Annotated in this window: 26 protein-coding genes; 13 read left to right on the forward strand and 13 right to left on the reverse strand. The window is 59.3% G+C overall.

Annotated features, from left to right (window positions below; genetic code table 11):
• Positions 1–386 precede the first annotated feature (386 nt).
• Positions 387–1,007, reverse strand: coding sequence for a tyrosine-type recombinase/integrase (locus ACIQUF_RS02210; protein ID WP_403127796.1), 621 nt, complete (start codon positions 1,005–1,007; stop codon positions 387–389).
• Between the two features lie 167 nt (positions 1,008–1,174).
• Here ACIQUF_RS02210 and ACIQUF_RS02215 point away from each other — a divergent pair, with 167 nt between their 5' ends.
• From ACIQUF_RS02215 to ACIQUF_RS02230, 4 genes are all read left to right on the forward strand, one after another.
• Positions 1,175–1,642 carry a hypothetical protein gene (locus ACIQUF_RS02215; RefSeq protein WP_403127799.1) on the forward strand — a complete coding sequence of 156 codons (468 nt, stop codon included), beginning with the start codon at positions 1,175–1,177 and terminating at the stop codon, positions 1,640–1,642.
• Between the two features lie 101 nt (positions 1,643–1,743).
• Entirely contained in the window at positions 1,744–2,226 is a 483-nt protein-coding gene (locus ACIQUF_RS02220; RefSeq protein WP_403127802.1) for a hypothetical protein, read from the forward strand.
• 116 nt (positions 2,227–2,342) lie between these two features.
• Positions 2,343–2,660 (forward strand): MafI family immunity protein, encoded by a 318-nt coding sequence (locus tag ACIQUF_RS02225; RefSeq protein WP_403127805.1) that lies wholly within the window; start codon positions 2,343–2,345, stop codon positions 2,658–2,660.
• A gap of 658 nt (positions 2,661–3,318) precedes the next feature.
• The gene (locus ACIQUF_RS02230; protein ID WP_403127808.1) at positions 3,319–4,557 is read left to right on the forward strand and encodes a hypothetical protein; all 1,239 of its coding nucleotides are present in this window, start codon (positions 3,319–3,321) and stop codon (positions 4,555–4,557) included.
• A gap of 176 nt (positions 4,558–4,733) precedes the next feature.
• Here ACIQUF_RS02230 and ACIQUF_RS02235 read toward each other — a convergent pair whose 3' ends face one another.
• Genes ACIQUF_RS02235 through ACIQUF_RS02245 form a run of 3 tightly spaced genes read right to left on the reverse strand, consistent with a single transcriptional unit; the run spans position 4,734 to position 5,507 of the window.
• A complete protein-coding gene (locus ACIQUF_RS02235; protein ID WP_403127812.1) occupies positions 4,734–5,000 on the reverse strand; it encodes a Rho-binding antiterminator in 267 nt (88 codons plus the stop codon).
• Positions 5,001–5,011: 11 nt separating this feature from the next.
• The gene (locus ACIQUF_RS02240; protein WP_403127815.1) at positions 5,012–5,266 is read right to left on the reverse strand and encodes a DUF2024 family protein; all 255 of its coding nucleotides are present in this window, start codon (positions 5,264–5,266) and stop codon (positions 5,012–5,014) included.
• A gap of 10 nt (positions 5,267–5,276) precedes the next feature.
• Positions 5,277–5,507, reverse strand: a complete 231-nt coding sequence (locus ACIQUF_RS02245) for a thioredoxin family protein (RefSeq protein ID WP_403127818.1) — start codon at positions 5,505–5,507, stop codon at positions 5,277–5,279.
• A 113-nt stretch (positions 5,508–5,620) separates the two neighbouring features.
• Between ACIQUF_RS02245 and ACIQUF_RS02250 the strand changes: the two genes are divergently transcribed.
• The 3 genes from ACIQUF_RS02250 to ACIQUF_RS02260 all read left to right on the forward strand — a co-directional run bounded on the left by ACIQUF_RS02250 (position 5,621) and on the right by ACIQUF_RS02260 (position 7,776).
• A complete protein-coding gene (locus ACIQUF_RS02250; protein WP_403127821.1) occupies positions 5,621–6,184 on the forward strand; it encodes a MarR family winged helix-turn-helix transcriptional regulator in 564 nt (187 codons plus the stop codon).
• The gene (locus ACIQUF_RS02255) at positions 6,181–6,882 is read left to right on the forward strand and encodes an MOSC domain-containing protein (protein WP_403127824.1); all 702 of its coding nucleotides are present in this window, start codon (positions 6,181–6,183) and stop codon (positions 6,880–6,882) included. The genes ACIQUF_RS02250 and ACIQUF_RS02255 overlap by 4 nt, the downstream gene beginning before the upstream one ends.
• 375 nt (positions 6,883–7,257) lie before the next feature.
• Positions 7,258–7,776 carry a hypothetical protein gene (locus ACIQUF_RS02260; RefSeq protein ID WP_403127827.1) on the forward strand — a complete coding sequence of 173 codons (519 nt, stop codon included), beginning with the start codon at positions 7,258–7,260 and terminating at the stop codon, positions 7,774–7,776.
• On the opposite strand, the gene ACIQUF_RS02265 is transcribed toward ACIQUF_RS02260, so the two are convergent.
• The 4 genes from ACIQUF_RS02265 to ACIQUF_RS02280 form a co-directional block, all read right to left on the reverse strand.
• Positions 7,755–9,026 (reverse strand): aspartate aminotransferase family protein, encoded by a 1,272-nt coding sequence (locus ACIQUF_RS02265; protein WP_403127830.1) that lies wholly within the window; start codon positions 9,024–9,026, stop codon positions 7,755–7,757. The two genes, ACIQUF_RS02260 and ACIQUF_RS02265, sit on opposite strands and share 22 nt — an antisense overlap.
• Positions 9,027–9,058: 32 nt before the next feature.
• On the reverse strand, positions 9,059–9,964 hold the full coding sequence (locus ACIQUF_RS02270; RefSeq protein WP_403127832.1) for a LysR family transcriptional regulator: 906 nt from the start codon (positions 9,962–9,964) through the stop codon (positions 9,059–9,061).
• 78 nt (positions 9,965–10,042) lie between these two features.
• A complete protein-coding gene (locus ACIQUF_RS02275; protein WP_403127835.1) occupies positions 10,043–10,579 on the reverse strand; it encodes a 2,4'-dihydroxyacetophenone dioxygenase family protein in 537 nt (178 codons plus the stop codon).
• A 122-nt stretch (positions 10,580–10,701) separates the two neighbouring features.
• Complete coding sequence (locus ACIQUF_RS02280; protein WP_403127837.1) at positions 10,702–12,111, reverse strand: amino acid permease; 1,410 nt, start codon at positions 12,109–12,111, stop codon at positions 10,702–10,704.
• A 437-nt stretch (positions 12,112–12,548) separates the two neighbouring features.
• Here ACIQUF_RS02280 and ACIQUF_RS02285 point away from each other — a divergent pair, with 437 nt between their 5' ends.
• Genes ACIQUF_RS02285 through ACIQUF_RS02295 form a run of 3 tightly spaced genes read left to right on the forward strand, consistent with a single transcriptional unit; the run spans position 12,549 to position 14,945 of the window.
• Positions 12,549–13,214 (forward strand): SagB family peptide dehydrogenase, encoded by a 666-nt coding sequence (locus ACIQUF_RS02285; protein ID WP_403127840.1) that lies wholly within the window; start codon positions 12,549–12,551, stop codon positions 13,212–13,214.
• 25 nt (positions 13,215–13,239) lie between these two features.
• Positions 13,240–14,172 (forward strand): diiron oxygenase, encoded by a 933-nt coding sequence (locus ACIQUF_RS02290; RefSeq protein ID WP_403127843.1) that lies wholly within the window; start codon positions 13,240–13,242, stop codon positions 14,170–14,172.
• Positions 14,169–14,945: an MFS transporter gene (locus ACIQUF_RS02295; protein ID WP_403127845.1), complete on the forward strand. Its 777-nt coding sequence runs from the start codon at positions 14,169–14,171 to the stop codon at positions 14,943–14,945. Before ACIQUF_RS02290 ends, ACIQUF_RS02295 begins: the two co-directional genes overlap by 4 nt.
• 411 nt (positions 14,946–15,356) lie before the next feature.
• On the opposite strand, the gene nikE is transcribed toward ACIQUF_RS02295, so the two are convergent.
• From nikE to nikA, 5 genes are read right to left on the reverse strand one after another with little or no spacing between them, the layout of a single operon-like run.
• Positions 15,357–16,160, reverse strand: a complete 804-nt coding sequence (gene nikE, locus ACIQUF_RS02300; protein ID WP_403127848.1) for a nickel import ATP-binding protein NikE — start codon at positions 16,158–16,160, stop codon at positions 15,357–15,359.
• Positions 16,157–16,927, reverse strand: coding sequence for a nickel import ATP-binding protein NikD (nikD, locus tag ACIQUF_RS02305; protein WP_403127851.1), 771 nt, complete (start codon positions 16,925–16,927; stop codon positions 16,157–16,159). The genes nikE and nikD overlap by 4 nt, the downstream gene beginning before the upstream one ends.
• Entirely contained in the window at positions 16,928–17,773 is an 846-nt protein-coding gene (gene nikC, locus ACIQUF_RS02310) for a nickel ABC transporter permease subunit NikC (protein ID WP_403127854.1), read from the reverse strand.
• Positions 17,770–18,711 (reverse strand): nickel ABC transporter permease subunit NikB, encoded by a 942-nt coding sequence (nikB, locus tag ACIQUF_RS02315; protein WP_403127857.1) that lies wholly within the window; start codon positions 18,709–18,711, stop codon positions 17,770–17,772. The genes nikC and nikB overlap by 4 nt, the downstream gene beginning before the upstream one ends.
• 1 nt (position 18,712) lies before the next feature.
• Positions 18,713–20,275, reverse strand: coding sequence for a nickel ABC transporter substrate-binding protein (gene nikA, locus ACIQUF_RS02320; RefSeq protein ID WP_403127860.1), 1,563 nt, complete (start codon positions 20,273–20,275; stop codon positions 18,713–18,715).
• 379 nt (positions 20,276–20,654) lie between these two features.
• Between nikA and ACIQUF_RS02325 the strand changes: the two genes are divergently transcribed.
• From ACIQUF_RS02325 to ACIQUF_RS02335, 3 genes are read left to right on the forward strand one after another with little or no spacing between them, the layout of a single operon-like run.
• On the forward strand, positions 20,655–21,374 hold the full coding sequence (locus ACIQUF_RS02325; RefSeq protein WP_403127863.1) for a gluconate 2-dehydrogenase subunit 3 family protein: 720 nt from the start codon (positions 20,655–20,657) through the stop codon (positions 21,372–21,374).
• Positions 21,375–21,410: 36 nt separating this feature from the next.
• Positions 21,411–23,180, forward strand: coding sequence for a GMC family oxidoreductase (locus ACIQUF_RS02330; RefSeq protein ID WP_403127866.1), 1,770 nt, complete (start codon positions 21,411–21,413; stop codon positions 23,178–23,180).
• Between the two features lie 11 nt (positions 23,181–23,191).
• Complete coding sequence (locus tag ACIQUF_RS02335) at positions 23,192–24,511, forward strand: c-type cytochrome (RefSeq protein ID WP_403127869.1); 1,320 nt, start codon at positions 23,192–23,194, stop codon at positions 24,509–24,511.
• The last annotated feature ends 36 nt before the right edge of the window (positions 24,512–24,547 follow it).

The following is a 24,547-nucleotide window of genomic DNA, read 5'->3' on the forward strand; positions in this document are numbered from 1 at the left end:
GCCGGACGTAGTGAGGGCAAATTGTAAGCGTCCGGCGAATTCTCCTGGCACCGCATCAATGAAGTGGTGTAAATGATTTGCAATCAGCTCAGGCATTTCATTGACCCAGATTAAGAAAAGCTCGGGTTAACAAAATTATAATGGCTTGTGCTCAGCTGGAGCGCTTGCGCTGCAGCATTCAAGGCACCTAGATCGATAGTCCAGCAAGGCTTGGCCCGCTACTGAGACTGCTGCAAGCAGCTCAAAGGCCGTCGCCTGCTTTTCTGATGCAGGGGACGGCGGTTATATTCCTGGCCTTATGGCCTCTCTAGGCTGTGAGGGAAGTACACGAAGGGCCGTAGTGGGTCGGTTAGCGACGGTCTGCCCTCGACCGTCGCTTTAGATGCTTATACCTCCGTCTGCTCTGCCATCTCCAAGGCATCGTCGACCTCAATCCCCAGATATCTGACGGTGCTTTCAAGCTTCGTATGGCCAAGCAAGAGTTGGACTGCCCTCAGATTCTTGGTTCTACGATAGATCAATGAGGCCTTCGTTCGCCGCAGCGTGTGGATGCCGTACAGCGCTGGATCAAGGCCAATGGCTGTCACCCAGGCTTTCACTATTCGAGCGTACTGCCTGGTGGAGAGATGATCTGAACCGTGTAGCCGACTCGGAAACAGACAGTCCTCGCTTCGTAGGTGAGCCTTATGCATCCAGGCTTCCAAAGCCATCCGGGTTTGCTCGGTGATCTCAAATTGCACTGGATGTTGAGTTTTCTGCTGCATCACGATCGCTCGCGATGACACGTGCTCCCCATGAGCAACGTCGCGTACGCGAAGCTTGGTTAAGTCGCAGGCTCGCAGCTTGCTGTCGATTGCCAAGTTGAACAACGCAAGATCCCGAGATTTCTCCGCGATCTGGAGCCTTACCCGGATGGCCCAGATATCTCTGAGTCGGAGCGGGGCTTTCTGCCCGACTAGCTTTCCCTTGTTCCATGGGCGATGGGTGTAGATAGCAGCGGTTTTCATGGGTTGTCCTCCGCGTTAGGGGAGAACAAGGGTGAACTCGATCCGGTGGACGGTCGCTAACCGACCCAAAGCAGCCCGTCACGCGGAGCGTCGCGATCTGCCAAAGGAAGACATCCGCACCTGGAAAAAGTAACCTCTTCAGACTTCCGGGGGGGTCAAGAGCTGGAATGAGTAACCTGCTATCCATTACAAGCCATAAATCCAAGCACAGCCTGGGCTACTACTCGACGTTTGCCGTTGACGGAGTACCTCTGGAGGTATGGCTACCTCAGCACAACCGGGAAGCTGAGTTACACCTTGTCTCAGCTCATTCAGGCTTGAACGACGATGACGACACCGATTTGGTATGGGACCGGATCTATTCCACGGCCCCGGGCTGGGAGACCTTGGTCCCTCTGCTTGTTTGCCCTGATGACTTGGACCTGACATGTACCGTCATTGTCGCTGAGCAGCGCGCCGATGAGCACCACGTTCAGTGGCGGCGATTTGGTTTGCTGAAGGATTTAATCACTTCGCAATCCCCCGCCGTTGGTTGGTATGACTCAATACCGAACCTGACTTTCGAACGCTCCTGTTTCGAGAGTGTGCTGGACGCGTTCAGGAAACAACAGAACATCAAAATGGACTGGGATTAGAGCCGGGAGCGGTTCATCCAAGCGACCACGCTCGACCCAAAGCGATCGGTGATGACCGGTTGAAACTGGCCAGGGGCAGACGTTCGACCCAAGGTAATGCGATGAAGAAAAAAGCAAGAATGGTTGCTGCACTTCTGGCGAGTAACGCAGCAAGCCAGCCTGGGCCTGCTTGGACTTTTGACCCTGATCGAATGGCCCGCATGGCCGACTGTCATTCGATCATCGGGGTACTTCGCCACATCAAATACAGTGGGCCGGAGTGGGCGCGTCGTTACGTCCACCTGTGCTTTCCCGGGCCATCAAACGCTTGGGCTTTGATGTACCCGCTTCAGAATACCAGTGCCCCATACTTTGACTTCATGTATACCCACAAAGCGCCGCCTCAGACGGTGCTGTCCGCACTCCTGGAGCAATATCCACAGTGTTCTGTCATCGACTGGTCACCTGGACGCTCGGCCTGCATCGAAGCTCAGGGGGTGAACGTCGAAACGCTCGCTGAAATTATCCGGGATCTGGCTGAGGCTGCTTGGGATGAGCACATCACGTTCGTCGATGCTGCATACGAGGAGATGGGTAGAGCGTGACCCAATAGCCGTCAGTCGAACGTAGCGTTCCAAGCGCGTACGCAAAGACCAGACGTTGGGCAACAATCGACCACGTACGACGGACCACAGCCCACCTTGATCGAAGGAAATTTGTTATGAGCCAGCTTGGCAACGACTTGAGGGTCGATTTCGTTGAGGCACTTGAGGAGGTCTCAACGCTGATGTCCATGGCATACGAACAGCTCGGCCAAGTACCGGAAGACCATGCATTAGCTCAAGCAGGTTTGCACAATGGGATTGAAATCGTTCTTGACTATGTCGATCACCACGAGGCTGGTTTAGCGTTCGAGCACCTGCTTTACATGATTGACGAACCATCGCTCGTTGTTTCTGAAAAGTGCATGGCAATTCTAGACCGGATCGCAAAGTCCTTGGAAATGCCATACACGAGGTGCAAAAACTCACCCACTTGAAAGTCAGCTATTGGTCGAAAGACGCCAGTCGCGAACGACTGATATCGACCCATAGTGGACGGTAGCAACGGGCAGAAATCGGCCATAAGCAGACCTCCACAGTTACTAAGCCTATCCAAGAACAATCACTGCAACTGATCTTTGTTTTCAAGTAGCTGGATGAAGGCACCGTCGGCGCCTCCACTAGCATGGGGCTGTTGCTAAAAGATCACCAGTCGGCGTAAGGGGCACTAGCTGTGCTCGGATACTTGGGTTCAATGCAAGCAGCATTTCTCGTTCCCGCTCCCGCAATGTTGCGGATCGTTGCTCCGGGTTTTCGACTCTCAACCCTGTCTCCAGCATTCTTACCAATCCGCCCATGCGCATGGGGCTTTTCATGGCCTAGGTCAGCGAATCCATCGCGTTGGATTGAATTAACGGTTTCGTCAGCAGTATGGTTCTGGTTGCTGCACTTCGGATGGTGTATGTTAGAACCCAAATCCAAAACCATGGTGAGTTTGGCATGTTCTTGGGCTGTGGAATGGTTTGCGTGCACATCAGCAGTTGCTTCCAGTCGACCTCGTCCTCGTCGTTTTGCTCCCCGGCCGTCGGGGCTAAACTCGATTATGAGCCCCTATTAGAGGCGCTCCAATTTGAGCTATATTGACTAATGAACACCATGATAGACAACAAAGATTACGTTGATTCAGAGTTCGAACGATGGTTCGATGTCACTGCAAAAGTAGATCAGATATGGTTCCGTTCGTATGCTGACGAGCTAGCCGAGTACTGCGAAACTCCTGATGACGTGCGCTGTGAGGTATGGATGATGCCTCAGTGCAAGGATCGCCGTGTGAATTTTAGAAATCGCTCCGCTTGGCTTGAGTTCGTATGCAACAACTGGAGTGATGTTGAAGAAGTTGTAATCTTTCAATATGGCAGCGCAATCCAGTTCGCACTTCTAAATACAAGGCATTGCTACGTCAGATTGCGATTAGAAGGATATGAAGCTGCCGAAGCTAACGAAAAGTTTAGTTCGCTTCAGGGCCGACTCTCACTTCGTGACAGTCACCCTTATGCTTACAAATACCGGCGCAGCTCAATGGAGTTCAAGGTCGGACAGTGGGACCCAAAGGAATTCGCCGTAGGTGTCAATAAGATAGCCGACCTCATCGGCCCCAACCCACATGTCCAGGAAGCATTCGTCAAGTCATTTAAGGGGGATATAGAAGAACTCACGCCGTTCCATGACAGACAAAGCTTCTGTGAGCATATCGATAGGCGCGCCAACGTATTTGGGGAAATGGTAATCCAAATGCGCTCAAGAAGTGTCACGGTGGGAATTGGAGTTTCCTCAGATCACAAGAAACTTCGTATCCGTACATCGCTGCCTCCAGAAGAAGTCGATAGTCTCATTGAAGCTTGGCCATCTGAGCTCAAGCTAGATCAGATAAAAGCAGTTGACACTGGTGCGTACATCAGTGGTTCTGTGCCATCTGTCAATGAGAATCCGTGGTTAAAACATGGGATCCCGGTACTTATGGCATTCATAACTGCCGCATCTACTGCAGGTCTAATTTCACTGAAGAAGTCGGTTTGGCCCGACTACAAGATTTCCGTAGCAAGTCCACTTTTAGAAAACGGAAAAGCGAAATTGCTTGGAACCCAGCTCGTTGTTGACTGGTATCTTCAACCCGATGGTGGCTCCCTTCGTGGAATTAATCGCAATTCCATCGGATCGGTGCAAGTCCTGGGGGCGTCGGGGATAATTACGCATATTAATTCGAAGTCTCCCGTATCCATTCCCTTATCATCTGGAGACTATATTCTGTCAATTGACGTGCCAGATATTGCACCCGTGCACATCCCGCTACACGTAGATGGTCCGACCTCGCAGACATCGTCAATCAAGAATTGATGAAACGTGGCGCAATCCATCTTCGAGCGTCCTTGTGTAAAGCTCGTGCAGGCCATACATTGTAAAAACTAGTGTTCGGTTGGGGGTGAATGACCGGACACGACCATACTGCGTCTTGCCGCTTTTTGCCCGTTGCCAGCGTCCGCTTTGGGTCGATAGCAGCCACTGGCCGAGCATTAGCTGCCGGCCAGTTCGATGCGGCCAAAGCTCGCGCCAGCGTCCAAAGGGGTAATGGCCAGCAGGCGGTCAAGGCGTTCCTCCTTCCTCCCGCTGGCAGTTTCCAGCACAAAAAACTCCTCCTTGCTCGGTGCCGTGCGGGTATTCAGCGCCCTGGCCACGAAACTCGGACCATCGAGCAACTCGACCTGTAGGCAGTAGCCGCGCATGCACGCGATCTCGAGGAAATCATGCAGATCGCAGTTCAGGGGCTGATACGGTTTCATCGGGATCTCTCCTAGAAACCTTGCAGTGGAATGATGAAGTAGCCCTGCCTGGCGATGGTGGCTGCCACCTCAGGTTGGGCCGGCTCGCTGTGGCAGAACTGGCAACGACTCTGCGCCACCTCCGCTTGCGTCACGCCGCGGCTGGCGAGCCAGTCGCGGGCATGACGGGCGGCGAGCGCCTGGTCGTTGCCTTCGATGAGCACGTCGAAGTGCAGGTAGCCACCTTCGGACGTGCGTACGTGGGTATCGAAGACCTGGACGTTCACCGCGGGCTCCTTATTTCAGATCGTCTATGGAGGCGCCGAAGTTCAGGTGCAGCACCTGACCTTCGACCACCAGCGCAGGCACCGACTTGACGCCGGCCTGCTCGGCCTCGGCGATGCGCTGGGCCTGATTGCCGAGGTGCACGACCTCGACCTTGACCTCGGGGGCGAGCAGGTTGAGCAGGGTCTGTTCGGCCGAAACGCAGACGGGACAGCCGGCGTGATAGAAGCGTGCAATAGTCATTTTCGAATCTCCTGGTATTGGTATCGAATCGATACTGACGTGAAGACTACCCTGGCCTTGCCGTTTGTCAATATAGTTTTTAGTCGATACTATGCATCGACAGGAGTGATGACATGACTAGCACCTTCTTCGACCTGCTCGAACGCCTGAGCAGCCTGATGCGTATCTGGAACCGCCAGCACCCATTGCTGGCGGAGCTGCAACCGATTCAAGTCAGCGCGCTGATTTACCTGTCGCGCTGTAATCGCTACTCGAACACGCCGCTGGGGGTCACCGAATACCTGGGGCTTACCAAGGGCACGGTGTCGCAATCGCTGAAGGCGCTGGAGGCCCGGGGTCTGATTGAAAAGCGGCAGGCTCTGCACGACCGGCGCAGTGTGCACTTGGAACTGACCGCGGTGGCTCGCGAGCTGCTGGAGGCGGTGGCGCCACCGCAGTTTCTCGCCGCGGCGCTGTCGCGGATGGGCGAGCGCGCGCAGTTGCTGGAGCAACTGTTCGGCGAGCTGCTGCGAGAAATCCAGCGCGCCGAGGATGTTCCAGGCTTCGGCCTGTGCCAGAGCTGCCGCTTCCACCAGCAGCGCAACGGCCTACCATTCTGTGGCCTGACTGAGCAGCCGTTGCAGTCGCGCGATGCCCAATTGATCTGTCGTGAACACAGCCCGCTGGAGGTTGCATGAGTTCGAGCACGTTGCGACTTGATGCCTTGCTCGTCGGGCGCGCACTGCCCTTTACCCGCCCCGGTTCGCGCAGCGCCATCAGCAAGTCGTCCCAGGCAGTGTCCTTGTCTGTCACCACGCTCGGCCTGGGCGGTGACGAGCAGGGTGATCTGAGGGTGCATGGTGGTGTCGACAAGGCTATCCACCATTATCCACGTGACCACTATGCGGCCTGGCGCGAGGAATTGGGCGAGCATCCCTTGCTCGCCCAGCCGGGCGCGTTCGGTGAAAACTTCAGCACCCTCGGCTGGTGCGAGGAACACGTCTGCCTCGGCGATCGCATCCGTGCCGGCACGGCACTGCTTGAGATTTCCCAGGGGCGCATGCCCTGCTGGAAACTTAGCGACCGCTTCGACATTAAGGATCTTGCCCGGCGCGTACAGCAGTCCGGGCGTACCGGCTGGTACTACCGGGTGTTGGAGGAGGGGGTAATCTGCGCGGGCGACAACCTGCAGCTGGTCGAGCGGCGCCACGCCGACTGGTCATTGGCTCGCTTGGCCAGCGTACTGTTCGACAAGCAGGTCGAGCGGGGGGTGCTGCGCGAATGCCTGACGTTGCCGCTGACGCCCTCGTGGCAACGTACCCTGTTGCGGCGCCTGGAGAATCATGAGATTGAGGATTGGGTACCGCGCCTGCAAGGTAAGAGCAGCTACTTATAGTGATGAACGCGGCAAATGGGGGCGTGGGCCACCAAAGTCGTATGGTGAGCGGACACCGGCTTTCCACACTCAAATTCTTTGCCAGTAGTGTTTTACCTGATCAGCCCTCTGGGAGTCTCTATGAGCGGACTTATCTGTCCTGATTTCGACGAATTCGAATAGACGCTGTAAGGCGTAACGGGGCGATACATGGATTTCTTGCGGGCCATAGCGAAGGAGAGACGAGATGAGCGGCAAAAAAGCGGGTTGGCGATTGTGGTACCACTCCGATCGTCACCTGCCGGAATGACTTGCGCCTTTGTATACGAACGACTGACAAGGAACGTTGAATTGCAACACCCTGGACGACTTTCACCCGATCAGCATGAAGCATTCATGACCCGTTATGGCCCCGCATTCGCTGCGAGTACCTTGCTGTGCATGGTGGCAGCGGGGAGCGGGGTCGCTTTGTGGGGCGGCACTTACCTGCGTAATTTGCCGGATGGCTTGGCTTACATGGTAATGGGCGCAGTGACATTGATATTGCTGTTCTCCGCTGGCCAGCTTGCGATGATTCGAGGCTTTCGCTGGGGGCTATGGCTACTGTTACCGAGTCTGGTACTCCCCGCACTCACGGCGATCAGCTTGTTCGGCACCCGCCATGCCGGCGCAATGCAGATGGCGATCCTCACCCTGTCCTTGCTGGGCTTGCTGGTGCTGAACAGCAAACGTCACCGCGCCATGCGGCAGCGCCTGATCGAGCTGCGCTTGCAACGCGCCGGCACACTCCCGCCGACGCGTATGGACGAATTCCCAGACGGCCCCCCGCCGAAAAAAGCCTGGTTCAGCACGTCGATGCTGGTACTGGCCGCGCTTATCGTCATGGGCAAGATCTATATGCTTTTTTGGGGCTGATTCCCGGGTAAGGCAAAACGTGGAGCTAGCCGAACCGCCGCCGCTTCGAACGCCTGCGTCATCTGTTCGACAATCTCATCACTGTGCTCGAACGACAGATAGATCCGCCCATACGGCGACGGCATCACCAGCATCCCCTCTGCACGCAGCGCGAGGTGCAACGCCTGGCTGAAGGCGGCATCGCCAAACGTCGCGGCTTCTTCATAAGTGGACGGCGCACGCTCGGCAGGCCAGATGGCGAACACGTTGCCGTAGCCGCTGGTGCTGACGGTGATGCCTTGCGCCTTGAAGATCGCCTGCACGGCATGGCGCAGTTGTTCGCCGCGTTCCATCAGCTGGGGGTAGTCGGCCTGGTCCAGTTGCTCCAGCGTACCGAGCACCGCTGCGCAGGCCAGTGGGTTGCCGCTGAAGGTGCCGCCGCGCAGTACTTTGCCTTGCTCGAAACCTTCCAGGATGTGCGGTTTGCCGACGATGGCCGACACCGGCACGCCGTTGCCGATGGCTTTGCCGACGCTGGCGATGTCCGGGTCCAGGCCGGCCCGCAGGCTGGCCAGCCCGGCATGCAGGCGAAACCCAATCAGCACTTCGTCGCTGATGACCAATGCGCCATGGCTGTGAGCCACGGCCTGCACGTGCTGCAGGTAGCCTGGCGCGGGCATGATGCAGCCGGCATTGGCCAGCATCGGCTCGAGGATCACGGCGGCGATGTCCGGGTCTTCTTCGAACAAGCGCTCGACGTCGTCGAAGTCGTTGAAGCGCAGCAGCGTGGTGCGGGCGGTGGCGGGGCGCTCGCCATTGGCGAACACGGCTTCGGGCGAGCCGACGTTGCCGAAGCTGACATCGTCGAACCAGCCATCGAAACCGGCCGCCATCTTGGCGATGCGCCCGCGCCCGGTATAGGCGCGCGCAGCGCGACAGGCCAGGTGCACGGCCTCGCTGCCGGAGTTGGTGAAGATCACCCGGCTGAGCGCGCCGGTATGGGTCGCTAGCGCACTGGCGGCGGCATGCTCGCGCACGTGGGCCCAGGACGGCGAGGCGGAGTCGGCCAGGGCCTCGGCCACCTGCGCATTGACGTCGGCATTGGCATGGCCGAGCAGCACGGCGCCGAAGCCCAGTGCGGTGTCGATGTAGCGGCGGCCCTGGTCGTCCCACAGGTAGGGGCCTTTGCCGTTGCGGATGAACAGGGCCTCGCCGTCGAGTGCCGGGAGGATGCGGGCGGCGCTGGAAACATCGCCAATGAGATTGCGCATGTGTACCTCTGTCTTGTTGTGCGGAGCTGGCCTCAGCGAGTGTTCCATGGACTGCTGGCGAGCTTCTGTTCGAGGAAGTCGCGGAACACACGGATGCGGGGGCTGAGGTGTTTGCGGTTGGTGTAGATCATGTAGATCGGTTCGACGCTGTCCTGCGCATAGGTTTGCAGCAGGGGCACCAGGCGGCCTTCCTGGATGTCCTGGCCGATATGGAACTCGGCCAGGCGCACGATGCCGGCGCCGTCCAGCGCCAGGTCGCGCAGCAGATCGCCCTGGGCGAAGGTGGCCTTGGGGACTACAGGTACGGTCACCGCCTGGCCATCGACCACGAAGCCCCAGGTATTCCACGCGCTGCTGAAGCCGAAGGAAAAGCAGCTGTGCTGCAATAGTTGCCCGGGGTGTTCAGGCGTTCCGTACGCGGCCAGATAGGCTGGCGACGCGCAGATGACCCAGCGGCTCTGGCCGATCTTGCGGGCAATGCGCGAGGAGTCGGGCAGCACGCCACTGTGGATGGCCACGTCCAGGCCCTGGTCGAACTGGTCGCTGAATTGCGCGCCGACCTGGATATCCACGGTCAGGCCCGGGTAGGCGCTGAGGAATTCCGGCAGCCAGGGGATGATCTGGTGCTTGGCGAAGGTGGTCATGGTGTGCACCCGCAGGGTGCCGCTGACGCGGGTGGGGAAGGCCTCGGCCAACGAGTCGGCTTCGGCCATGGCGTTGCTCACCGCGCGGGCGCTGACCAGGTAGGCGGCGCCTTCCTCGGTCAGCGTCAGGCTACGTGTGCCGCGCTGGAACAGGCGAACCTGCAGGCGGTCCTCCAGGCGCGAAATCAGCTTGCTGATGGCTGACGGCGTCATTCCGCAGGCACGCGCCGCAGCGGAAAAGTTGCCGTGTTCGGCGGCGCCCAGGAAGGCCAGCAGTTGTGAGTAGTTATCCATGTTCTGCCTCCGGTAATCAGCAGAATGCTGGCAGCGCCGCGTGGGGGTGGCAACCCGGGATGGGTGTAGGTCGGTAGATCAGCGAATGAACTGCTCGATGTAGTCGTCGGGCAAACCCAGCGATTTGTAGTGGGCGCGGGCAGTCTCAAGTTTTGTGAACACATCCTCGTAACCCACGGCAACGCCTTGCGGGTCGACATAGGTATAGCCACCCTGCACGTGGAACCAGGTGATCATCTCTTCGACGTCTTCGGGCACGAACAGGGTGTGGGTTTCGCCTGGCGGCTCGAAGGCGAACGAACCTTCCTCGGCGATCCAGTCATGTTCCAGGTAATACCAGCGGCCCTTGAGCACCAGCGCATGCACACCGCCGGTATGGCGATGACGCGACAGCACACCGCTTTGGCGCACCCGCAACAGGTTGATGTAGTAACCGCCGGAAACGCTCAGCAGCAGCGGCTTGAATGACACCGAAGCGGTGACCGGCACCCACAGCTGGTCGTCATCGAGCCACTTGCCGAGGACACCGGGGTGGACCATGTCGGGGGACATGAACGGCACTTGCGGCAGTTGGTAGGGGATGGCCAGTTCGTCAGGTTTTGGGGCGATGCTCATGAGGGTTTCCACAGTTGTTTTCTTGGAGTGCCCGGCCTGCACGAGGCCGGGGTTACAGTCAGGTTAGGGCTGCGTTGCAGGGTGAAAAAGAGGTCGTTTGGCACAGTCGCTGTGACGGCTGGTCACGGCGTGCCGGCTTCGAACTGCAGCGCGCTGCGCTGGGCCGACAGCGCCGGTTGGCTTTTCTGCAGGTAAGTACCAATGGCTACCAGCACCGCTGTCAGTCCCAGGGTGCTGAGCAGCTCGGCCCGCTGCCCGGGGAACGCCGCCATGATCGCGAACACGCTGACGATCAGGGCGATGGTGAACAGTGTCAGCCACGGGAACAGCCACATGCGCACCTCCAGCTGCTTGCCCAGCGCTAACAGCTTGCGGCGCATGCACAGCTGGGTAATGGCGATCACCAGGTACATCAACAGGGCGAGCGCGCCGCTGGTGGCCAGCAGGAACTGGAACACCTGGGCCGGCAATAGATAGTTGGCGGCCAGTGCCGCGAGCGCGGCGGCCGAAGTGAGGGCCACAGCCAGCAACGGCACGCCTTGAGCAGTCGTGCGTGACACCGCCTCGGGCGCATCGCCCCGACGTGCCAGCGAATAGGCCATGCGTGAGGCGGTGTAGATGGCCGAATTCAGGCAGCTGGTGACCGCCACCAGCACCACGATGCTCATGATGCCCGGCGCCCAGGGGATGTTCATCGCGCTCAGTACCGCCTGATAAGAACCTTGCGCCAGCCCCGGCGCATTCCACGGGATAAGGCACACCACCACGAACATCGAGCCGAGGTAGAACAGGCCCAGGCGCCACACCACGGCGCGGATAGCCTTTTTGATGTTGGCTTTCGGGTCACGCGATTCGGCGGCAGCGATGGTCACCACCTCGCTGCCCTGGAAGCTGAACATCGCCGTCAGCAGCGCGGCGACGATAGCCACGTTGCCGTTGGGTGCGAAGCCGCCGTTGGCGTACAGGTTGGCAATTCCGCTGGTGGACGAGCCGGGCATCAGCCCAAAGATCGCCAGCACCCCAAGCCCGATGAAGCTGACGATCGACAACACCTTGAACAACGACAGCCAGTACTCCAGCGTGCCAAACGAGCCGACACTGAGGCTGTTGCAGGCGATCAGCACCAGCGTCATGGCGAAGGCAGTGAGCCAATGCGGCAAGCCCAGCCAGTCACCGAGGATGTTGCCGGCGACGATGGCCTCGATGGCGATCACCAGCACATAGAACCACCAGTACAGCCAGCCGATAGAAAACCCCGCCCAGCGCCCGATGGCCTGGTCGGCGTACGAAGAGAACGAGCCCGTGTCCGGCCGCGCCGTGGCCATTTCGCCGAGCATTTGCATCACCAGCACCACGATCGCTGCCGCGATCACGTAGGCCACCAGTACCGCCGGCCCCGCAGCCGCGATGGCGTTGCTGGACCCCACGAACAGCCCGGCGCCAATGACGCCGCCGATCGAGATCATCGTGACCTGCCTGCCTTTCAAGCCAGTCCCCAGCTTGTTGTTTGTCTTGTCTTGATCGCCACGCATCGGCTTGCACCTCGGTTGCACGCTTGTTGTTGTCATGGGCCGCTTGTGGTGCGGCCTTGCTGGGGTAGCTTACGGGGTGTGCTGACGGGGGATTAGCGGTTGGGGCGGCATAGTGGGTGTGATGGCAGTTCATAGGTGGGTGGAGTATTCAGCCTTGAGCAGAGGTGGCCAATCAGCTTTGGCGATTTAGTTATTAGCGTTAGTCGAAGCTGTTGGATCTGTAGGCCAAATCTTCGAATGATTACTAGTTGACGAATATTCCTACATTCTCTAGTTGCTGTTTCCTTCGATCATTTTGCTTGTGCCTCTTGTCAATTGATCTAGGGTGAAAAGTGTCGCAATCAAGCGACTTATTTCAGGGGAATCAAAATCCATTGTGAATGCGTATGGACCAGCCACTATAAAAAACAATCATCACTGATCATTTCCTTCTCCCCTTGAACATCGTTCTACAACCTCTGCAGAGCGTCGGACCGCTTGAATCGATTTTAAGAGAACGGACAACGGTGAGGGCGTTCACTGATAAGCCGGTTCCCTTGGTGTTGGTTTCAAAAATCTTGAAATATACACTCGGATTTATTGATGAGCGAGAGGTTCCTGAAGCTTCGGGACTTCCTGAAGGTATGCGTAAGCGACGTAGCAGCCCCTCTGGAGGTGGATTAAATGCCACTGAAGGGTATGTGCTAATTAAGAATGTCGAAGGTGTGGCGCCTGGAGTTTATTATTATGATCCTCATTCGCACATGCTTCATGTCAAGTCTACTGAACTCCCCGATGTGGGTAGCCTGCTTTCTGGGCAGCATTTTGCGAACGGTATTCCAATTGGACTGTTTTTGACTTCGCGATTCGATAAGTCGTGGTGGAAGTACGAGCACTCTCGCGCATATCGTATGGCATTGTTGGAGGTGGGTCACGTGGCGCAAACCTTTCAATTGATAGCTACAGCGCTTGGGTTAGGGACTTGGCCTACAGGCGCACTATCAGAGAAGAGAATAGAGCCGCTATTAAAGCTAACTAATCCTAATGAGCAAGTTCTCTTCTTTGTGGGGTGTGGTTATGGGGATGGCGTCATCACGTCCGGCGAACTGGCATCGCTCGTTTGATGAATGTCTAGAGAAGGTGATTTCGATGGGTAAAGGTTCCTCAGCAAGTCGTGCTGAAAAAGTGTTTGAATCATGGAGTTTCGCGAGTACCGTCCGTGCTCGACCGTATATGTATAAGTTCTCAGATCAGAACTACCTGACTCGCGAGCCGGGATTGTGGTTCCCTGAGGCACTGATGCCACTGCTGAAACACCCTAAGGTGGGTGAGCTGGTAAAGGAGCGGCTTGTCGATATACATATTCAGCATTTGCTGCATTTTCTGGACTACACCACCAAGCTTGAAGTTGCTCATGTGAATCGTGCTGTGAGTGCCATGATTCACGGCGCCTTGTTTTATTATTTTTCAGAGGGTGAGAGATGCGTGGCGCTAAAGCTTTACACGGATGAAGGTTATCATGCTTTGTTCTCCAATGAGATGGCAGAACAGTTGGCTCGACGCTTCAGTCTACGTCGCAAGAAATCTGGCCGAATAAGGCAGTTTGATAGAATAGTTTCTGCGTCACCCGCGGAATTCAAACATCTTGCAGCGTTTGTGATTGCCTTTGTTTCAGAGACAGTCATCGTTGAGGAGTTGTCCTGCCTCGCACGCAGTGATCTGGTGCCACCTGTCTTTAACATGTTCAAGGATCATTTGCATGATGAAGCAAAACATGCAGTATTTTTCTCCGAGTGCTGGGTACGGCTATGGCCGCAGTTGCTGCCCACTGAGAAAAATTTCGTGGTTGATCTTTTGGTCAAGGTTATCAGCGTGTTCGGTCGTCCCGACACTCGGTTTCTCTTGTCCGCATTGAGCTTTGATCCCGCTTTAGGGCGATTGGTTGTGGCTGATTTGAAAAGCACTTGGAAATCAGGAGTGCATCGAGTTTTAGCGCTAACGATAAAAGCGCTGAGGCGTACCGACCTGTTAGATCGCGAGGTCTATCTTCGAAAATTCCAAGCGGCAGGGCTATTGTCATGACTAGCCTAATGGCTTCTGCGAAGCGAACCTCTGTCGTGTCGCTTTTGATGCTGATGAGTGCGCTAGGCGTCTTTCCTCTGGATGTGATATTGCCTTCCTTTCCGGCGCTTGCAGGTCATTTCAGTGTCGGACTCAAGCAGATTGCTTTTTCGGTCAGTATTTTTGCAATTGGTGTGGCTGTTTCGCAAGCAGTCATAGGGCCGCTATCCGATGTGATAGGTCGGAAGCGGCTATTGCTGGGAGGACTTGTAATTTCAATCATAGGCTCACTGGGTTGCGTGGCTTCTCAGCGCTATGAAGGGTTCATGATCTTTCGCCTGATACAAGCTATTGGGTGTGGCAGCTTTGTGCTCAGTCAGGCATTGGTACAGGATATCTATCCTGAGAAACAACAGAATGCATTGCGAATATTATTGCTTACCACCAGTGGGCTGCTCATTTCGCTATCACCTTTGGTAGGCAGTGTGTTGCAGTATTATCTAGGCTGGGAAGGCAGTTTTTACGTGTTCAGTCTCTTGGCGCTGATAGTATTAGTCGTGTCGTTTTTGTTATTGACTGAGAAGCCTGTGCATTATCAGTGGGGTGCCATAGTTAAAAACTTCAAGGCACTGGCAGTTGATCGGGATTTCTTGGCGTATTGCACACTTTCAGCGTTGGCTTTTACTTGCCACTTCGCATTTGTGGTCTTTTCGCCTTTGCTGTTGAGCGGCAGGTTGGGCTTGAGTGAATACCTTTTGCAGTTGTATTTGTCGGCTATGGGGTGGCGTATGTAGTCGGTGGGCTGATCGCGGGAAAGTTGAACACCATGCTGCATCCCCGCTCTCAGATTGGCTACGGGCTGGCTTTGCTTGGCCTTGCGGGACTGACAATGCTCCTGTGGTGTTCCGTTGAGGACTTGTCTGTCTTAAGTCTGATGGTGCCGGTGACGATCAGTACAATCGGAGTAACGATAATCCGTCCCTCTGCTACCACCTGTGCATTGAGTAATCATTCAGAGCGTGCAGGTGCAGCGGTGTCAGTCAACAATACTCTGCTTTTTACTTTGGGAGGCATGGTCAGCACGTTGATTGCGTCGATTGAAAGTGGATTGCCAATGGTCTTGGCATCGCTATTCATTGGTGTCAGCGTGGTGGGCGGTGGGCTGCTTTTTTATTTGAGGAAACCGGTACGCGTAGCGTGTGCGATTAATAGATAGACGCTTCAGCGGCCCGAGGTGTGCGAGGCAGAACCGCTGATTGCAACTGCCTGCCAACGCCCTGATCGAACCACAAGCTACCGTCCACCGGGCGATCTTCGACGATACGTCCAGCGTCCAGCAACACCACCCGCTGGCAGAAATATCGCACCAGGCTCAGGTCGTGGCTGATCAGCACGAACGCGGTACCGCTTTGCTGACGAAGCGCTTCCAACCGCTGCAAAAGCTGCAACTGCAACACCCGGTCAAGGTTCGACAGCGCTTCATCGAGCACCACGAGCTTGGGCGAAATCGCCAGCGCTCGGGCGATATTGGCGCGTTGCAACTGCCCGCCACTGAGCTGGTGGGGCAGGCGCTCGGCATGCTCTTCACGCAGACCCAGCTGTTGCAGCAGCGTGAGCACACGTTGCTCTCGTGCGGTGCTGTCGAGATCACTCAGGTGGCGCAGCGGCTCGGCAATGCTCCAGCCAATGCTGCGCTGCGGATTGAACGCCCCTGGCGCATCCTGAAAAACCAGCTGCACGGTGCGCTGAAAGTCCTGAGCCTGGGCGCCGCGCAGGCGGCTGACATCCTGGCCGGAAAAGGTCACCTGGCCGTGCGTGGGCTTTTCCAGCCCCAGCAGCAATCGGGCAAGCGTGCTTTTGCCGCTGCCGCTGCTGCCCAGCAACCCGACGGATTCGCCGGCCTGCAGCTCAAGTTGGATGCCATCGAGCACCTGCAACCAGCCGCGTCTGCCAAGCAATCCGCCCGTGCGGTAGCCATGGCCAAGTTGATCGACGTGCAGCAGGCTCATGGTTGGCTCCCGGTGAGGATCTGATGGGCTTCAAGCAAGGTGCGGGCGGTAACACTGACTGGCCGGGCGAACAGCCCATGAACCGTCTGCCGTTCGACGATGCGGCCTGCGTCCATCACCACCACGTGCTCCGCGCAGCGGGCAACCACGCCCATGTCGTGGGTGACCAGCAACACGCCTAGCCCATGCTGTTGAACCAGGTCCATCAGCAGGTCGAGAAAGCGCGCCTGGCTCAAGGCGTCGAGGTCGCTGGTGGGCTCGTCTGCCAGCAGGAATGGGGTCTCGGCCATCAGCGCCAGGGCGATCATCATGCGCTGGAGCATGCCGCCGCTCAGCTGGAACGCGAAGGCCTGCAGCACTCGTTCGCGATCACCCAGTCCAACGGCCTCCAGGCATTGCGCCATGCGCTCGCGGGCAGCGGCGCCGACGATGCCGCGCAGTTTCAGGGTTTCCTGCGCGTGGCTGGCCATGTTGCGCACCGGGTTGAATGCGCTGCGCGGGTTTTGCAGCACCAGGCTGGCCACGCGGCCTCGAACGTGGGCGGCGGGTAGCGGCTGGCCGTCCAGCAGCAACCGGCCCTGCGTCCGGGCCAGGCCTGCTGGCAGCAGGTCGAGCAGGCCCAGGCAACTCAGCGATTTCCCCGATCCGCTACTGCCGACCAGGGCACAGACTTCGCCGCGGCGCAGCTGCAGGTCGACGTCATCGACCAGTACGCCGGCGTGCCCTTCGATCCGCAAACCCTGAAGCTCCAGCGTCGAATGTTTCACTCAGCGTACCTCCTGGGCGGGGTCCAGGCGGTCGCGCAGCGCATCGCCCAGCAGGTTGAAGGCCATCACCGAGAAAAAGATCATCAACCCGGGCAACAGCAGCAGTTGCGGGTGGGTCCAGATGAACTCCTTGGCATCGTTGATCATCACCCCCCATTCGGCAGTGGGCGGGGTAACGCCGAGGCCGAGGAACGACAACCCGGAGACATGCAGCATCATGTGCCCGATGTCCATGGTCGCCAGCACCAGCAAGGGGCCGGCAATGTTCGGCAGCACGTGCTGGCGCAGGCGCGCCCAGCGTGAGGCACCGGCCAGGCGTGCGGCCAACACGTACTCGCGGCCGCGCTGGGCGATGACCATGCCGCGCACCATGCGCGCGTACCAGGCCCAGTGCGACAGGGCGATGGCGATGATCACATTGCTCAGGCCGGTGCCCAGCAGCGTGACGAAGAAGAACGCCAGCACCAGGGTGGGGAAGGTCATGAACATGTCGCACAGGCGCATCAGCAGCATATCGACCTTGCCGCCGACGAAGCCGGACACCCCACCCACCAGCAGACCGAGGCACAGCACCAGGGCCAGGGTCAGCATCACGCTGCCCAGCGACAGCCTTGTGCCGACTATCAACCGAGACAGCAGGTCGCGGCCGAGGTGGTCGGTGCCCAGCCAGTGGCTGCTGTCGGGCGGTAGCAGGCGCTGGCCAAGGTCGACCAGGTCCGGGTCATGCGGGGCAAGCCATTGGCCGAACAGGGCCAGCACGGCCAGCAGGCTGACCAGCACCAGACCGACCACCAGGTTGGTGCGGCCAGCCAGGGCAGGGCGGCGCAGCAAGGTCAGTACGCTCATGCGCTGGCCCCCTCAAGGCGGCTGCGCGGGTCGAGCCAGGCATAGCATACGTCCACCACCAGGTTGCAGACCATTAGCAAGCCAGTCAGCAGCAGGGTGAAGCACTGCATCACCGGGAAGTCGCGGTTGAGCACCGCCGAGACGGCGAAGCGCCCAACGCCGGGCCAGGCAAAGATGGTCTCGATCACCAGTGCGCCGCCGATCAACTCGCCGATGTGCATGCCGGTGGCGGTAACGAAGGGCAGCCAGGCATTGCGCAGCACGTGGCTGCTCCAGACGCGGCGCTCCGGCAAACCGCGCGCGCGGGCATAGGTGACATGGCGCTGGCCGCTGGCATCCAGCAAGCTGGCGCGTAGCAGGCGGGCATTGATCGACATCGACATCAGCGCAATCGCCAGCACCGGCATCACCAGGTGCGCGGCGCCTCCACGCCCCAGCGGTGGCAGCCAGCCCAGCCACAGCGAGAACAGCGCGATCAGCAGAAATGCCAGCCAGAAATTGGGCATGGACACCCCGAGGAAGGTCACCGCGCGCACCGCGTGATCAGGCCAGCGCCCTTGCCAGCGCGCCGCCACCAGCCCCAGCGGGATCGACAGCAGCAAGGTGCAGGCCAGGGCTAGCCCACCCAGTTGCAAGGTAGCGGGCAGGTAGTAGAGCAGGTCGTCGAGTACCGGGCGGCCGGTCAGGTAAGAGGTGCCGAAGTCCAGCTGCAGCGCCTTCCACAGCCAGCTCAGGTACTGCGCATACAGCGGGCGGTCAAGGCCAAGGGCATGACGCACTTCAGCGATGGCCGCGTCGGTCGGTGGAATGTGCGACAGGCGCAGGTAGTCCAGCGCCGGGTCGGTGCTGCCCAGGTGCAGCAGCACGAACACCAGCAGCGAAACACCGAGCATCACCGGCGCCAGCAGCGCCAGCCGCAAGAGGATGTAGCGCAGCATGTCAGGGTTCCTGTTTCGGTGTCATGCGTTCGAACGGCACGTCGAACAGCGTGCTGCCGAACTGTACGTGGGCCACCGAATCACGGCGCACGCTGATGGCGGTGAGGTAGGAGATGGGCAAGTAGACCGCCTGCTCATGCAACGTGGTGAGAATGAACCGGTATTGGTCTGCACGTTGTTGCGAGTCGGTGCTGGCCAGCACCTGGCCGATGCGCTGGTCGAGTTCATCCTTGATCGCCAGGCCACGCTGGGCCATGTAGTCGGCGTGCCCGGCGTAGCGCATGGAACTGACGAACGAATGCGGGTCGTAGGGTGCGCCCCAGGTGTCGGCGAAGATCATGCCGAAGTCGCCGTCGCGCTGGCGGCGCACCAGGGCGCCTTCTTCCACGGCGCGCAGATCGATGTGCATGCCGACTTTGGCCAGCTCGCCTTGGAGGACTTCGGCCAGGCTCTTCTGCAGGGCGCTGGTGCCAAGGAACACCAGCTCGATCGTCAGCGGCTCGCCGTTCTTGGTGCGCACCGTCGTGCCCGGGGCCAGGCGCCAGCCGGCGGCGTCCAACTCGCGGGCGGCGAGGGCAGGGTCGTAGGCGTAAGGTTTCAGGCCCAGATCGGCATACGGCATGTTCGGGGCGAACAATGTGTCGGCGCGGGGCTCAAGGCCGTAGAGGATCTTGTCGATGATCGCCTGTTTGTTCACCGCCTGGTTGATAGCCTGGCGCACCGCGAGGTCGCGGGTGGCGCCGCGGCCGGTGTTCATGGCCAGGGTGCGGGTGGCCAGCGGCGCCGAGAGGGCGGTAGCGAAGCCTTGGTCGCGCAGGCGCACGAAGGTGCCGGCGGTGATCTCGCCCGCTGCGCCCTGGATCAGTTCCAGTTCACCGGCCTGCAGGGCCAGGGCACGACTGTTAGGGTCCGGGATGACTTTGACCAACACTCCGCCATAGGCTGGCTTGGAACCCCAGTAAAAAGGGTTTCGGGCAAAGCGGTCGAATTCGCCCAGGCGTGAGTCGACGCGCATCCACGGCCCGGTACCGGCAGGCTCACCCGGTTTGGCCTGCGGCGAGGCGAAGCGTAGCGGGCGCACCTGGGCCAGCTCCATGAGGGTCGGGTAGTAGGGGTGTTTGAGCACCAGGCGCAGGGTCAGCCGATCCGGGGCTTCGACATGGTCGAGGGTGCTGACCAGTTCCATCCAGCGGTGGCGTTGGCTGTTGGCCAGGACCGCATCCAGGTTGGCTTTGGCCGACGCAGCGTCGAACGGCGTGCCGTCACTGAAACGTACCCCATCGCGCAGGGTGAAGGTGTAGGCCTTGCCATCGTCGGATACCTGCCAGGCCGTGGCCAACCAGGGCTCGACAGTGCCGGATGCGCCGTAGCGCACCAGCGGCTCATACACCATCGCCTGGGCATACATCTGGTTAGGCGCGTAGCCGCGAGGGTCGAGGGGGCCGGCATTGACAGGCCATGAGTACACCAGCGTGGGGGCAGTCTCGGCGTGTACAAAGCCGCTTGCAGCCAACAGCAAGAGCCCCGACAGGGCGAGTTTTCGTTTACCGGGTTGCTGCCTCACACAGGGTCCTCCATCTCACGGAGGCCGTAGGCTAGAGATTGGTGGGGGTGATGTCTATGTAAAATCATCTTGCCGGAAGTTACAAAATGCGACACGCGAATCGTCTACTGCGCGCGTTTGAGGAGGCGGCTGGGCAGATACAGTCTGCGACAATGGTGACATTGACAAACCGCGCAATAATATTTTGTAACGCATTAGGTAGCCTGCTATCATTTTTCGCCCGTGATGTACGATGTCATTCATGTAAATGATCAGTTGATTCCCGTCGAGCTGACGCGACCTCAGAAAATCAACGATCAGGCACCTTCGACGCTCGCAATCAACGCGTGCGGAAGTGGCCAGCTCACGGGTCTTAGTGATTAGTCATAGGTGGACCTGAATGTTGTTAGCCAAGCAAACGTCGCGAAGGAAATTCCTGCTTTCTTCGCTGATCGCCTTGCCCGCCATGGGCATTGCCGTCAACGGCCTCAGCGCCGCGATGGCCGCCGAGATGGCGGCACCCAGCCTTGAAAGCTATACCCCGTGCTTTTTCACCCCGACCGAATGGACCTTCATCCTGGCCGCCTGCGATCGCCTGATTCCCGCCGACGGCCGTGGCCCTGGCGCGCTGGAAACCAACGTGCCGATCTTCATCGACCAGCAACTGGCCGGTGATCTGGGCAGCGAGATTTATCTGGAAGGGCCGTTCGACCTGCAGGCACCGGCGACCATGGGTTACCAGCTGCCGTACACCCCGCAGCAGGTTTACCGCAAAGGCATCGCAGCGTTGGAAAACTGGTGCAAGGCCACTCAAGGCCAGCACTTCGCACTGTTGGAGCTAAAGCAACGCGATGAGGTGTTGAAGCAGGTGCAAGCCGGCCAGGTCGACTTCGCCGCCCACGGCGAGGACGTGCTCAAGGCCAAGCTGTTCTTTGGCGAATTGCTCAACCACACCCGCCAGGGCTGGCTGGCCGACCCCATCTATGGCGGCAACAAGGGCATGAAGGCGTGGATTGCCATCGGCTTCCCCGGCGCCCGCGCCAGTTACCTGGAATGGGTAGCTCAGCACAATGTCCCTTACCCGCTCGGCCCGGTCAGCCTGACCGGCCAGCGCGGTTGATCCCTTCGCTTCGCGATACAGCATTCAAGGTTTTATATGGCACAGATTACCAATGACGAAGTCGACGTCGCCGTCGTCGGCCTGGGTTGGGCCGGCTCGTTGATGAGCATCGAACTGGCCCAGGCGGGCCTCAAGGTGCGCGCCTTCGAGCGCGGTGAGGACCGCAACAACGCCGATTTCGCCTACCCCAAGCCCGCTGACCAGTACGCCTACGGGGTGCGCAACAAGATCATGGTGACGCCCAAGGACGGCGCACTCAGTGTGCGGCACAACCTCAACAGCACTGCCTTGCCGACCCGCCAGTGGGGCGCGTTCGTGCCGGGCACCGGTGTCGGTGGCTCGGGCTTGCACTGGACGGGCGTACTGATTCGCCCGACGCCCACCGACATCAAGCTCAAGACCTACGCCGACCAGGCCTACGCGCCGGGAATCCTGCAAAGCGACATGCAGATCCAGGATTACCCGTTCACCTGGGACGAAATCGAGCCGTACCTGGACAAGTTCGACAAGATCTGCGGCCTGTCGGGAAACACCGGCAACCTCAATGGCCAGATCCTGGTCGGTGGCGACCCGTTCGAAGGCCCGCGTTCCAACCCGTTCCCGCTGCCGGCGCTGGAAGACACGCTGAACAATAAAATGTTCGCCGACGCCGCGCGCAAGCTTGGCTACCACCCGTTCCCCAACCCGTCGGCCAACGTTTCGCGGGCCTGGAAGAACCCCTACGGTAACCAGATTGCGCCGTGCAACTACTGCGGCTACTGCAGCAAATACCCTTGCCTGAACTATTCCAAAGCCTCGCCGCAAACTGCGGTGATGGACGCGCTCAAGCGCATGGACAACTTCGATTACCGGGTCAATGCCAACGTGCTGCGCGTCGAACTGCACCCCGACGGCAAGACCGCCAAAGGCATCACTTATGCCGACGCCCAAGGCAATGAAGTGTTTCAGCCGGCCAAGATCGTCGTGCTCGCAGCGTTCCAGTTCGTCAACGTGCGGCTGATGCTGCTGTCGGGCATCGGCAAGCCCTATGATCCGCTCAGCGGCAAGGGCACCGTCGGGCGCAATTACGCGTTCCTAAGCAACGGCGGTGCCACGCTGTTCTTCAAGGACAAGCATTTCAACCCATTCGCGACCGCTGGTGCCACCGGGCAGATGTTCAACGACGTCTCCCCCGGCAATGTTGATGGCCCGGCACTGGGCTTCATCGGTGGCGCCAAGATCCACAGCTCGCAGGCCACCGGTACGCCGATTGGCACTGCGCTGCCGGGTGGTACGCCGGAGTGGGGCCAAGGCTGGAAGGAGGGGATGCAGGACTGGTATGGCCATTCGATGAAAATCAGCATATCCACCGGCTGCATGTCGTACCGCGACCACTATGTCGACCTCGACCCAACCTACAAAGACCCATGGGGCCAGCCGCTGCTGCGCATCACGTTCGATTGGAAACAGAACGAACTGCGCCTGCAGCAACACCTGCGCAAGATCGTCCTGGACATCACCAAGGAACTTGGCCCCGACAGCTACACCGAAAGCTTCCTCGGCATGGATTCGCACTGGGACATCACCAAGTACGTGTCCACCCATAACGTCGGCGGCGCAATCATGGGCGACTCGCCGGAAACCAGCGCGCTCAACCGCTACCTGCAAAGTTGGGACGTGCACAACGTGTTTGTCCCAGGGGGTAATGCATTCCCGCAGAACTTCCAGGCCAACCCGACAGCGCTGATCGGCGCATTGACCCTGTTCTCGGCCCAAGCCATCAAGGATCAGTACCTGAAGAACCCTGGCCCGCTGGTGCAGGCATGAGGAGCGCGAAGATGAAATCCAAATCTCGTTCCGTCGCGCTGATCCTGGTCGCCGTTGCCGTGGTTGCTGCCGTTTTGGCGTGGTTCGTCGCCAGCGTGCTCAACCGCTCCGGCGATGCCGAGGCCAAGCTGACCCAGGCCGTGACCCCGGCGCTGATCGAGAAGGGTGCCTACCTGGCGCGCGCTGGTGACTGTGTCGCCTGCCACACCGGCCATGAGGGCGGCAAGCCATTCGCCGGCGGGCTAGGTATCGCCTCGCCGATCGGCACCATCTACTCGACCAACATCACCCCGGACAAGAAAACCGGTATCGGCAACTGGACTTACGGCGAGTTCGAACGTGCCGTGCGCCGTGGCATCGGCCACGACGGCAGCGCGTTGTACCCGGCGATGCCATTCCCGTCCTATGCCAAAGTCAGCAATGAAGATACGCAGGCGCTGTACGCGTATTTCATGCAGGGCGTGGCGCCGGTCGAGCAGGCGAACAAGGCCAACGATATTCCCTGGCCGCTGTCGATCCGCATGCCGCTGGCCTACTGGCGCGCGTTGTTCTCGCCGCTGCCAGAAGCCGCTGGCGTGGCTGCGTCCTCGCCAACCCAGCTACAGCGGGGTGCCTATCTGGTGCAGGGCTTGGGCCACTGTGGCTCGTGCCACACCCCACGCGCGTTGACATTGCAGGAGAAAGGCCTGGATGAGTCTGCTGCCGGCTACCTCTCCGGTACCGAGCTGAACGGTTGGAACGTACCGGCCCTGCGCGGCATGCCGCATTGGACCGAAGAGCAGATCGTCGACTACCTGGGCAGCGGCCGTAACAGCGTGGCCTCGGTGGCCGGCGAGATGAAGGATGTGATTGCCAACAGCACGTCGCACATGAGCGACGCCGACCTGTTGGCCATGGCGGCTTACCTCAAGTCACTGGACGGGGCCAAGGCAGCTGTCGATTCGCAGAAGCCGCAGCCCAGCGAAAGCACTACCGCCAAGTTGACCTCAGCGAAAAACCTTACCTTGGGTGAGCGGCTGTACGTGGACAACTGCGGCGCCTGCCACTTCGTCTCTGGCGAAGGTGCGGCGCAGGTGTTCCCTCGGCTCAATGGTGCCTCGGTGGTCAATGCGAACAATGCGACGGCGTTGATCCATGTGATCCTGGCCGGCGCTCAGACGCCTTCGACCGAGCGTGCGCCGTCGGTGTTGCCGATGCCTGGTTTTGCCGAGCGCATGGACGATGCCGAGGTTGCCGAGTTGGCTACCTTCTTGCGCCAGGGCTGGTCGAACCATGCGGGTGCGGTGACGGCCGAACAGGTCAGAGCGGTGCGTACATCGCTGGCTCATTGAGCCTCAATACGTAAATGGAAAGGCGCTCAGGCGCCT

This window comes from Pseudomonas sp. NPDC090233, assembly GCF_044772285.1.
Lineage (GTDB): Bacteria > Pseudomonadota > Gammaproteobacteria > Pseudomonadales > Pseudomonadaceae > Aquipseudomonas.